At 64.6% G+C, this 10,766-nt stretch carries 13 protein-coding genes; 2 read left to right on the top strand and 11 right to left on the bottom strand.

Annotated features, from left to right (window positions below; translation table 11 throughout):
- Positions 1–46 precede the first annotated feature (46 nt).
- Both AC1DJN_RS17065 and glmU read right to left on the bottom strand, forming a co-directional pair.
- Positions 47–580 carry a GNAT family N-acetyltransferase gene (locus tag AC1DJN_RS17065; protein ID WP_442252161.1) on the bottom strand — a complete coding sequence of 178 codons (534 nt, stop codon included), beginning with the start codon at positions 578–580 and terminating at the stop codon, positions 47–49.
- The gene (gene glmU, locus AC1DJN_RS17060) at positions 549–1,916 is read right to left on the bottom strand and encodes a bifunctional UDP-N-acetylglucosamine diphosphorylase/glucosamine-1-phosphate N-acetyltransferase GlmU (protein ID WP_223486704.1); all 1,368 of its coding nucleotides are present in this window, start codon (positions 1,914–1,916) and stop codon (positions 549–551) included. The genes AC1DJN_RS17065 and glmU overlap by 32 nt, the downstream gene beginning before the upstream one ends.
- Before the next feature lie 79 nt (positions 1,917–1,995).
- On the opposite strand from glmU, the gene AC1DJN_RS17055 reads away from it, so the two are divergent.
- A complete protein-coding gene (locus AC1DJN_RS17055) occupies positions 1,996–2,379 on the top strand; it encodes a GtrA family protein (protein ID WP_424843708.1) in 384 nt (127 codons plus the stop codon).
- A 77-nt stretch (positions 2,380–2,456) separates the two neighbouring features.
- Here AC1DJN_RS17055 and AC1DJN_RS17050 read toward each other — a convergent pair whose 3' ends face one another.
- The 9 genes from AC1DJN_RS17050 to AC1DJN_RS17010 form a co-directional block, all read right to left on the bottom strand.
- Positions 2,457–2,879 (bottom strand): F0F1 ATP synthase subunit epsilon, encoded by a 423-nt coding sequence (locus AC1DJN_RS17050; RefSeq protein ID WP_025877355.1) that lies wholly within the window; start codon positions 2,877–2,879, stop codon positions 2,457–2,459.
- A gap of 112 nt (positions 2,880–2,991) precedes the next feature.
- Positions 2,992–4,398, bottom strand: coding sequence for a F0F1 ATP synthase subunit beta (gene atpD / locus AC1DJN_RS17045; RefSeq protein WP_025877357.1), 1,407 nt, complete (start codon positions 4,396–4,398; stop codon positions 2,992–2,994).
- Between the two features lie 38 nt (positions 4,399–4,436).
- Entirely contained in the window at positions 4,437–5,300 is an 864-nt protein-coding gene (gene atpG / locus AC1DJN_RS17040; RefSeq protein WP_025877359.1) for a F0F1 ATP synthase subunit gamma, read from the bottom strand.
- A 95-nt stretch (positions 5,301–5,395) separates the two neighbouring features.
- On the bottom strand, positions 5,396–6,943 hold the full coding sequence (atpA, locus tag AC1DJN_RS17035) for a F0F1 ATP synthase subunit alpha (protein ID WP_025877361.1): 1,548 nt from the start codon (positions 6,941–6,943) through the stop codon (positions 5,396–5,398).
- 44 nt (positions 6,944–6,987) lie between these two features.
- Positions 6,988–7,515 carry a F0F1 ATP synthase subunit delta gene (locus AC1DJN_RS17030; RefSeq protein ID WP_025877363.1) on the bottom strand — a complete coding sequence of 176 codons (528 nt, stop codon included), beginning with the start codon at positions 7,513–7,515 and terminating at the stop codon, positions 6,988–6,990.
- A 2-nt stretch (positions 7,516–7,517) separates the two neighbouring features.
- Positions 7,518–7,988 carry a F0F1 ATP synthase subunit B gene (locus AC1DJN_RS17025; protein WP_025877365.1) on the bottom strand — a complete coding sequence of 157 codons (471 nt, stop codon included), beginning with the start codon at positions 7,986–7,988 and terminating at the stop codon, positions 7,518–7,520.
- 114 nt (positions 7,989–8,102) lie between these two features.
- Positions 8,103–8,405 carry a F0F1 ATP synthase subunit C gene (gene atpE / locus AC1DJN_RS17020; RefSeq protein ID WP_442252162.1) on the bottom strand — a complete coding sequence of 101 codons (303 nt, stop codon included), beginning with the start codon at positions 8,403–8,405 and terminating at the stop codon, positions 8,103–8,105.
- Between the two features lie 64 nt (positions 8,406–8,469).
- Positions 8,470–9,258 carry a F0F1 ATP synthase subunit A gene (gene atpB, locus AC1DJN_RS17015; protein ID WP_025877369.1) on the bottom strand — a complete coding sequence of 263 codons (789 nt, stop codon included), beginning with the start codon at positions 9,256–9,258 and terminating at the stop codon, positions 8,470–8,472.
- Between the two features lie 31 nt (positions 9,259–9,289).
- Positions 9,290–9,622, bottom strand: a complete 333-nt coding sequence (locus tag AC1DJN_RS17010; protein ID WP_032952006.1) for a hypothetical protein — start codon at positions 9,620–9,622, stop codon at positions 9,290–9,292.
- Positions 9,623–10,119: 497 nt separating this feature from the next.
- On the opposite strand from AC1DJN_RS17010, the gene AC1DJN_RS17005 reads away from it, so the two are divergent.
- Positions 10,120–10,766 (top strand): hypothetical protein (locus AC1DJN_RS17005; protein WP_478039553.1); only part of this gene is annotated, 647 nt, incomplete at its 3' end.

The following is a 10,766-nucleotide window of genomic DNA, read 5'->3' as shown; positions in this document are numbered from 1 at the left end:
CCCATGAACCGTGATCAACCTTCAGCAATCAACAGGAGAAGCAAAACTAAAGCACCCGTCGCATCGCCACCCGCAGGTGCATCGGGAATCCCAACGCGGCTTCCTCGGCCATCACCCCTCGCAGGCCCGCGCCCCACTCCGGCTCCGGCAGCAGGGTGAATCCTTCGCTGGCATAGAACGCCGCATTCCACGGTACATTGGACAACGTGGTCAGCACCGCCGCCGGATAGCCAAGCGCCTTGGCCTCGGCGAGTGCATGCTGCAGCAACGCCCGTCCGTAGCCACGGCGAGCATGATTGGGATCCACATCCATCTGCAGCACATGGAAATCGCCGTCGAGCGTACCGCCCAGCAGATAGCCGGCGATGCCGCCATCGGCGCCTTCGATGATCCACAACAGGCCACGCCGCAGTCCGGCCTGCAACGTGGGAAGGTCCAGTCCATGGCCGGCGAACACCGGGTACGCCTCGTGCCCGCGCAGCAGTTCACCCGCACGCTGTTCGATGCGGGGCAGCGCACTCAGTTCATCGACGCGCGGTGGCCTCGGCTCAGCTTTTCTTGATGGGGCGCTGCCAGCCATCGATGGTTTCCTGGCGCGCACGGGCTACGGTCAGCTTGCCGTCCGGCGCAGTGCGGGTGATGACCGAACCGGCAGCAATCGTCGCGCCTTCACCGATCAGCACCGGCGCCACCAGCGAACTGTTGGAGCCGATGAAAGCGTTGTCGCCGATGGTGGTGGTCGACTTGTTCACGCCGTCGTAGTTGCAGGTGATGGTGCCCGCGCCGATGTTGACCTTGCTGCCGATCACCGCGTCGCCCAGATAGGTGAGGTGGTTGGCCTTGCTGCCCACTCCCAGGGTGACCTTCTTGGTTTCCACGAAGTTGCCCACGTGCACGCCATCAGCCAGCACCGTGCCCGGGCGCAGGCGCGCGAACGGGCCGATCTGCGCCGCCCCCTCGCTGATCACGCCTTCCACATCGCAGTGCGCACGCACTTCGGTGCCCGCGCCGAGAGTGACGTCCTTCAGCCGGGTGAACGGGCCGATGGTCACGCCATCGCCGAGCACCACCTTGCCTTCAAGGATCACATCGACATCGATCATCACGTCGCTGCCGACGATCACCTCACCCCGGATATCCACCCGCGCCGGATCGCGCACGCGCGCGCCCTGGATGCACAGCGCGCGCACCGCGCGCCGTTGCCAGGCCCGTTCCAGCTGCGAGAGCTGCCACGGATCGTTCGCGCCTTCGGCGTCCTGCGCATCGGCCACCAGGGCCATCTCCGCCGGAGTGAACTCGCGGGCGGCAAAGGCGAATACATCGGTCAGGTAGTACTCGCCCTGYGCGTTGCTGTTGGACAGCTGCGACAGCCAGCGGCGCAGCGCCGTCGATTCGGCAGTGATGATGCCGGTGTTGATGATGCGCACCCGGCGCTGTTCGTCATCGGCGTCCTTCTGCTCGACGATCGCCCCGACCTTGCCTTCGGCGTCGCGCAGCACGCGACCATAGCCGGTGGGATCCTCGACATCGGCCACCAGCACGGCCAGCCGGCCCGGCTGGGCCAGCAGGTCGCGCAGGGTCTGCGCACGGATCAACGGCACATCGCCGTACAGCACCAGCACCTGGGCGGCGTCGGGCACCTCCGGCATGGCCTGGGCAACGGCGTGACCGGTACCCAGCTGCTGCGCTTGTTCCGCCCACAACAGGTCCGGCTGGTCAGCGAAGTAGCTCCGCACCTGATCCCCGCCGTGGCCGTACACCACGTGGATGGCGGCCGGCTGCAGTTCCCGCGCCGTGGCGATCACATGCGCCAGCATCGGCTGGCCGGCAATCGGCTGCAGCACCTTGGGCAGCACCGACTTCATGCGCTTGCCGGCGCCAGCGGCGAGGATGATCACGTGCAGGGGTTGGGTCATGCGGGCGGTCCACGATTCGATGGCGGTGATTCTAGAACGGAGGCCGTTAACATGGAGCCCCCACCATGACCCCGGCACCATGAGCCTGCTCCGCCAAGGCCGTTCCTATCTCGTCATCGGCCTGCTGCAGTTACTGCTGGACTGGGCGGTGTTCGTGCTGGCGACGGCGGCCGGCATGCCGGCTGCGCCCGGCAATGTCTGCGGACGCGTGGCGGGCATGCTGCTGGGTTTCTGGCTCAATGGACGCATCACCTTCGCCGACGCCAACGGGCAGCGCCTGGGCTGGCGCCGCTTCGCACGATTCCTGCCGCTGTGGCTGCTGCTGACCGCGGCCAGCACGCTGCTGGTGGCCGCCGCCGACCATGCGCTGGGCCTGCGGTACGCCTGGCTGGCAAAGCCGCTGGTGGAAGCGGGCCTGGCGGTGGTGTCTTTCCTGCTGCTGCGCCATGTCGTGTACCGGTAACGGCGTTTCCGCTGCGTTGTCGACACATACAAAAACGCCGGCACTGGGCCGGCGTTCCTGCTTGATGGCGCTGGACCTCAGTGCTTGAGGGTCTTGCGCAGGCGCTCAAGCGCCTGCAGCTGGACAACGGCCTCTGCCAGCTTCTGCTGGGCTTCGGCCACTTCCATCGCTTCGCCGCGGTTGGCCAGGATGCGTTCGGCTTCTTCCTTGGCCTTGCGGACCGAGGCTTCGTCGATGTCCTGTGCGCGGATCGCGGTGTCGGCCAGCACGGTCACCACCTGCGGCTGCACTTCCAGGATGCCGCCGGAGATGGCGAAATCCAGCTGCTCGCCGCTCGGCGTGGTCACTACCACCTTGCCCGGCTTCAGGCGGGTGATCAGCGGTGCGTGCTTGGGCGCGATGCCCAGTTCGCCCAGCTCACCGGTGGCCACGACCAGGGTCGCTTCGCCACGGAAGATTTCCTGCTCGGCGCTGACGATGTCGCAACGGATGGTGCTCATGTAACTCTCTTCGCTAGGGGGCGGGTCGAACCCACCGCAGGGATTCCGCAGCGGTGGGCGCAGGCCCACCCCGTGTCACGGTCGGGACGGGCGTGTGCCCGTCCCCGCCGCATCAGGCCTTCTCGGCCATCTTCTTGGCCTTCTCGACCGCTTCTTCGATGCTGCCGACCATGTAGAACGCCTGCTCCGGCAGGTGGTCGTACTCGCCATCGACGATGGCCTTGAAGCCACGGATGGTGTCCTTCAGCGACACGTACTTGCCCGGCGAGCCGGTGAACACTTCGGCCACGTGGAACGGCTGGCTGAAGAAGCGCTCGATCTTGCGGGCGCGCGACACGGCCTGCTTGTCTTCTTCGGACAGTTCGTCCATGCCCAGGATGGCGATGATGTCCTTCAGTTCCTTGTACTTCTGCAGGGTCTGCTGGACGCGCTGGGCGGTGTCGTAGTGCTCGTGGCCGATGACCAGCGGGTCCATCTGGCGGCTGGTGGAGTCCAGCGGATCGACCGCCGGGTAGATACCCAGCGAAGCGATCGAACGCGACAGGGTCACGGTCGAGTCAAGGTGGGCGAAGGTGGTCGCCGGCGACGGATCGGTCAAGTCATCGGCCGGCACGTAGACGGCCTGGATCGAGGTGATCGAACCATTCTTGGTCGAGGTGATGCGCTCCTGCAGGACGCCCATTTCCTCGGCCAGGGTCGGCTGGTAACCCACTGCCGACGGCATACGACCCAGCAGTGCCGACACTTCGGTACCGGCCAGGGTGTAGCGGTAGATGTTGTCGACGAACAGCAGCACGTCCTTGCCCTTGCCGTTCTCGTCCTTCTCGTCGCGGAAGTACTCGGCCATGGTCAGGCCGGTCAGGGCGACGCGCAGACGGTTGCCCGGCGGCTCGTTCATCTGGCCGTACACCATCGCGACCTTGTCCAGGACGTTGGAGTCCTTCATCTCGTGGTAGAAGTCGTTGCCCTCACGGGTACGCTCACCCACGCCGGCGAACACGGACAGACCGCTGTGCGCCTTGGCGATGTTGTTGATCAGTTCCATCATGTTGACGGTCTTGCCGACGCCGGCGCCGCCGAACAGGCCGACCTTGCCGCCCTTGGCGAACGGGCACATCAGGTCGATGACCTTGATGCCGGTTTCCAGCAGCTCGGTGGCCGGGGACTGGTCTTCATACGACGGAGCAGCGCGGTGGATTTCCCAGGTGTCGCTGGAGGCGACCGGACCGGCTTCGTCGATCGGGCGGCCGAGCACGTCCATGATGCGGCCCAGGGTGCCAGCGCCGACCGGCACGGAGATGCCGCGGCCGGTGTTGGTGGCCACCAGGTTGCGCTTCAGGCCATCGGTGGAGCCCAGCGCGATGCAGCGGACCACGCCGTCACCGAGCTGCTGCTGCACTTCCAGGGTGATTTCGGTGTTGTCCACCTTCAGCGCGTGGTACACCTTCGGCACCGACTCGCGGGGGAATTCGACGTCGACGACGGCGCCGATGATCTGAACGATCTTGCCCTGACTCATTGCTGCATCCTCTAAATGTGTGCTTTTAACGAACGCGGTCAGACTGCTGCCGCGCCGCCGACGATTTCGGAGATTTCCTGGGTGATCGCTGCCTGGCGGGCCTTGTTGTAGACCAGCTGCAGGGTTCCGATCAGCTTGTTGGCGTTGTCACTGGCCGACTTCATCGCCACCATGCGCGCGGCATGCTCGGAAGCGACGTTTTCCAGCAGCGCCTGGTACACCAGCGACTCGATGTAACGCGTCATCACGTGCTCGAGCACGGTCGCGGCATCGGGTTCGTACAGGTAGTCCCAGTCGTGGTGCGCAACCTGCTTCTCAGCGGCCGGCAGCGGCAGCAGCTGATCGAAGCTGGCCTTCTGCGTCATCGTGTTGACGAAGCGGTTGTAGACCAGGTACACACGGTCGACCTTGCCTTCGGTGAAGGCGTCGAGCATGACTTTGATCACACCGATCAGCGATTCCAGCTTCGGCGTGTCGCCGATGTGGGTCACCGTGCCGACCATGTTCACCTTGACCCGGCGGAAGAAGGTCGATGCCTTCTGGCCGATGGTCACCAGGTCCACTTCGGCGCCCTTGTCCTGCCAGGCCTTGGCTTCGCCAAGCATCCTGCGGAACAGGTTGTTGTTGAGGCCGCCGGCCAGACCGCGATCGGAGGAGATCACGATGAAACCGACCCGCTTGACCTGCTCACGCTCGACCAGGAACGGATGCTGGTAGTCGGTGCTGGCCTGCGCCAGGTGGCCGATCACCTGCTTCATCGCCTGCGCGTACGGACGCGAGGTCTTCATCCGATCCTGCGCCTTGCGGATCTTGGAGGCCGAGACCATTTCCAGGGCGCGCGTCACCTTGCGGGTGTTCTGCACGCTCTTGATCTTGGTTTTGATTTCGCGTCCGCTTGCCATCTTTTATTCCCGTGGCGCGGGGCCGGGGCCCCGCGTTGTTCAACCGTTTGATCGTCTGGTCCAGCGGAGCATCGCTCCGCTCTACAGGACCTCGATTACCAGCTGCCGGTGGTCTTGAACTCGACGATGCCCTTCTTGAAGGCACCTTCGATGTCGTTGTCCCAACCGCCGGTGGCGTTGACCTTGCCGATCAGTTCGCCCTGGGTATTGGCGAAATGCGCGTGCAGGCCTTCTTCGAACGCCAGCAGCTTGCTGACCGGCACGTCGTCGAGGTAACCCTCGTTGACGGCGTAGATCGACAGCGCCTGGTTGGCGATCGACATYGGCGCGTACTGCTTCTGCTTCATCAGCTCGGTGACGCGCTGGCCGCGCTCAAGCTGCTTGCGGGTGGCTTCGTCCAGGTCCGAGGCGAACTGCGCGAACGCAGCCAGCTCGCGGTACTGGGCCAGCGAGATACGGATGCCGCCGGACAGCTTCTTGATGATCTTGGTCTGCGCCGAACCACCGACGCGCGACACCGAGATACCGGCGTTCACGGCCGGGCGGATGCCGGCGTTGAACAGATCGGTTTCCAGGAAGATCTGACCGTCGGTGATCGAGATCACGTTGGTCGGAACGAACGCGGAAACGTCGCCGGCCTGGGTCTCGATGATCGGCAGCGCGGTCAGCGAACCGGTCTTGCCGGTCACCGCACCGTTGGTGAACTTCTCGACGTACTCTTCGGACACGCGGGCAGCGCGCTCGAGCAGACGGGAGTGCAGGTAGAACACGTCACCCGGGTAGGCTTCACGGCCCGGCGGACGCTTCAGCAGCAGCGAGATCTGGCGGTAGGCCACGGCCTGCTTGGACAGATCGTCGTACACGATCAGCGCGTCTTCGCCGCGGTCCATGAAGTACTCGCCCATGGTGCAGCCCGAGTAGGCGCTGATGTACTGCATCGCGGCCGATTCGGACGCGGTGGCAGCCACCACGATGGTGTGCGCCAGGGCGCCGTTCTCTTCCAGCTTGCGCACGATGTTGGCAACGGTCGAAGCCTTCTGGCCGATCGCTACATACACGCACTTGATGCCGGTACCCTTCTGGTTGATCACCGCATCGATGGCCAGTGCGGTCTTGCCGGTCTGGCGGTCACCGATGACCAGCTCGCGCTGGCCACGGCCGATCGGRATCATCGAGTCGACCGACTTGTAACCGGTCTGCACCGGCTGGTCGACCGACTTGCGCCAGATCACGCCCGGAGCAACGCGCTCCACCGGAGCGGTCAGCTGGGTGGCCAGCGGGCCCTTGCCGTCGATCGGCTCGCCGAGCGCGTTGACGACGCGGCCCAGCAGTTCCGGACCGACCGGCACTTCCAGGATGCGGCCGGTGGTCTTGGCGACGTCACCTTCGCGCACGTTCTCGTAGCCACCCAGGACCACGGCGCCGACCGAGTCGCGCTCCAGGTTCAGGGCCAGGGCAAAGGTGTTGTTCGGCAGTTCGATCATTTCGCCCTGCATCACGTCGGCCAGACCGAAGATGCGCACGATGCCGTCGGACACGCTGGTCACGGTGCCTTCGTTGCGCGATTCCGCGGCCAGCTTGACCTTCTCGATGCGGTTCTTGATCAGTTCGCTGATTTCGGAGGGGTTGAGCGTGGTTGCCATCGTCAAGTCCTAGTGCCGGCAGCGGGGCCGGACGTTAAATGAATTCAGTTAGCGAGCGCGGTCTGCAGACGGGCCAGCTTGCCCTTCAGCGAACCATCGATGACCACGTCGCCGGCGTCGATCACAGCGCCGCCGATCAGCGAGGCGTCGACCGCGGTGGCCACTTCGACCTCGCGGTTGAAGCGCTTGCGCAGCGCGGCCTTGATCGCGTCCAGCTCGGCAACCGACAGCTCGGCCGCGGAGGTCACCGTGGCCTTGACCACGTGCTCGGCCTCGGCGCGCAGGGCGTCGAACATGCCGGCGATCTCCGGCAGCAGCGGCAGACGATGCGACTCGGCAAGCACAGCCAGGAAGCGCGAGTAGGTCTCGCCGCGGGACTCCGGCGCCAGCAGGGCGATGGCGTCATCGCGACCCAGCTCCGGGTTGGCGAGCAGGGCCGCCACGCGCGGGTCGGCGGCGACGTGGGCGGAGAACGCCAAAGCGTCCGACCACGGCGCGAACGCGCCTTCGTCACGCGCGGTCGCGAAGGCGGCGCGGGCGTACGGGCGGGCAAGCGTGAGGGCCTGGCTCATCCTTAAATCTCCGAGGCCAGCTCGTCGAGCAGCGCCTTGTGGGCGTTGGCGTCGATTTCGCGCTTGAGCAGCTTTTCGGCACCGGTCACGGCCAGCGCGGACACCTGCTTGCGCAGATCTTCACGGGCACGGTTGGCGGCGGCGTCGATTTCGGCCTGGGCCAGGTCCTTCTGACGGGTGGCTTCGGCAACAGCTTCGTTGCGGGCCGCGTCGACGATCTGGTTGGCACGCGCGTGGGCCTGGTCGATGATCTCGTTGGCCTTGGTGCGGGCTTCCTTCAGCGCTTCATTGACCTTGTCCTGCGCCTGGGCCAGATCTTTCTGGCTGCGGTCGGCAGCAGCGAGGCCTTCAGCGATCTTCTGCTGGCGCTCTTCGATCGCGTTCATCAGCGGCGGCCAGATCTTGGTCGCGATGAGCCAGATCAGGGCGGCAAAGGCCAGGGCCTGGGCGATGAGGGTAAAACCGATATCCATGGGGTTCGCTCAGTCGGTTGTGACGGGATGGATGCGCCGCCACACGGGCGGCGCCTCCGAACCTTCATCCGCGACCAGGCGCCTGCGGCGCCCGGTCGTTTCACTTTCGCTGGATCAGCCAGCGATTGCCGGCAGGCGCGAGATGAACTCGCCGACCAGCGGGTTGGCGAAGGCGAACAGCAGGCCCACGGCGACCGAGATGATGAAGGCGGCGTCGATCAGGCCGGCGGTGATGAACATGCGGACCTGCAGGACCGGGATCAGTTCCGGCTGGCGCGCGGCCGACTCCAGGAACTTACCGGCCATGATGGCCAGACCCAGACCGGCGCCCAGCGCGGCCAGGCCGATCATGATGCCGACGGCGAGGACGGTGGAGCTCTGAACTTGGGCGAGATTGGTCAGGACGGCGAAGTACATGGTTTTCTCCAGGAACTTGATTGCTAAGGGTTTAGAAACAAACGGATGAAGGGTGAAGCGAAACTCAGTGAGCGTCTTCCGACAGGCTCAGGTACACGATGGACAGCATCATGAAGATGAAGGCCTGCAGCGGGATCACCAGCAGGTGGAACAGCATCCAGCCGAAGCCGGCGAACGCGCCTGCAAACATGCCGGCGATACCTGCACCGCCCAGCACCCAGATCAGCAGGAACACGATTTCACCGCCGAACATGTTGCCGAACAGTCGCATCGCCAGCGAAATCGGCTTGCTCAGCCACTCGACGATGTTCAGGATCAGGTTGAACGGCATCATCCACTTGCCGAACGGTGCGGTCAGGAATTCCTTGGTGAAACCACCAATACCCTTGGCGCGCAACGCGAAGAACAGCATCAGGAAGAACACGCTGATCGACATGCCCAGGGTGGCATTGACGTCAGCGGTGGGGACCGGCTTCCAGTACGGCACGCCCATCAGTTCGAGCGGCTTGGCGATGAAGTCGGCCGGGATCATCTTGATGAGGTTCATCAGGAGGATCCAGAAGAAGATCGTGATCGCGATCGGGGTCACCAGCTTGCTGGTGCCGTGATAGGTGTCCTTGGCCTGGCGGTCAACGAACTCCAGGCAGATCTCGACGAATGCCTGCCACTTGCCCGGCACGCCGGAGGTGGCCTTGCGGGTCGCCATCCAGAAGGCGACGACCATCACCAGGCCCATCAGCAGCGAGGTTACCAGCGTGTCCACGTGGATCGCCCACGGGGTGCCATGACCTGCAGTCAGATTGTGCAGGTGATGCTGGATGTAGGAGGTGGGTGTAAGCGCCTCGCCTGCCATGTGTCCGGAACCTTAAGTTAAATGAATTCGATTAGCGCCTGGCCATGGCCAGGACCTGGAACATCAGCCCGACGGCGATACCGGCCAACAGCGCCAGTGCAGGCAGCTTGAAGACCAGGAACCCCACCATCAGGACACCAAAAACGAGCGCCCACTTGGCCACGATCGCAACGATCAGGCGTGCCATGGCCGAACCGGCCCCCAGCGCACCACCACCCAGCGCCATCCGTGCCGCCACCCAACCACCGGCCGAAACCGCCACACCGGATGCCAGGGCACCAAGGGCATACTTCGGCCCCACCAGCAGGAAGGCCAGAGCCAGGACAGCCACCGCGGCCAGCGGGTAGACCGCGGCGCGCAGCATCAGTCGCCGACCCGTTTCTACGGAGTTCAGCACAGGACGTCCCGCGTGGTTACAAGTGGATGGCTGAGGCGACTACAGCAGGGGGGGCCTCATCGAGCCGCCAAATTATAGCAATGGGACAATTTGCGAGACAACCGCTGCCTGTTCATATCGGAACAGCGCAAGTTGCGGTAAGGGCTGCGGTTTTGCAGCCCACCACGGGGACAATGCCATCTGCGCGATGTTGCGGTGCAGCGCATTGAACTTTGGTCGCAGGCGGCGGAACTTTCCGCCGACGGCAGTGGTCCCATCTTCCGACCTGCCTGCAGCTACCTCGTCGACGCTTCGCCTGCAGGTCCCCATGATGGCCCCGAAGCGCCGCTCCGGGGCCATCTTTTCGCAGGGCGCTGACAGCGCTGAACCGTCCACATCGCGTGGACCATACCTTCACGAATGGTGGACAGCGACGTCCGGCAAAGTGGCCTTCATTCCGATGAACCACTGCAAGGACTCTTTCGATGCGCTCCGTCCCCACCCTGCTYGCCCTCTCGCTTCTCGCCGCCGGCGCGTCGTTCGCCTCCTCCGCCCATGCCGCCGAAGGCGATGACCGCTTCGCCCTGCGCCTGGGTGCGATGAACATCGACTCGGACAACACCCTGCGCGGCAACACCAATGTCGCCGGCCAGGACATCGGCTTCTCCGAGGACTTCAAGCTGGGTGGCAAGGAATGKGAGCCGCGCATCGACGGCATGTTCCGCATCAGCAACCGCCAGCGCCTGCTGTTCAACTACTTCAAGTACGACAAGGACCGCCGCGAGACGCTTGGCCAGGACATTTCCTTCGGCAACGTCAACGTGCCGGCCGACAGCTTCGTCAAGGCCGAGCTGAAGTACCAGGTGGCCAGCCTGGTGTATGACTACTCGGTGGTGGACACCGAGAAGTTCGATCTCGGCCTGCAGCTGGGTGCCGAATACGCCAAGGTCAGCACCAAGGGCTACGCCGACCTGGGCACGGTGTATGAAGGCCAGTTCCTGGACGAGAAGACCGACGGTGTGGCGCCGGTGGTCGGTGCACGCCTGAGCTTCACCCCGTCCGAAAAGTGGATGATCACCCTGCAGGGCCAGTACCTCAACACGCGCTGGGGCAGCTTCGACGACTACAAGGG

The sequence above is a fragment of the Stenotrophomonas sp. 05L414_2 genome (assembly GCF_056397905.1).
This window is presented reverse-complemented; position numbering and strand designations above follow the sequence as displayed.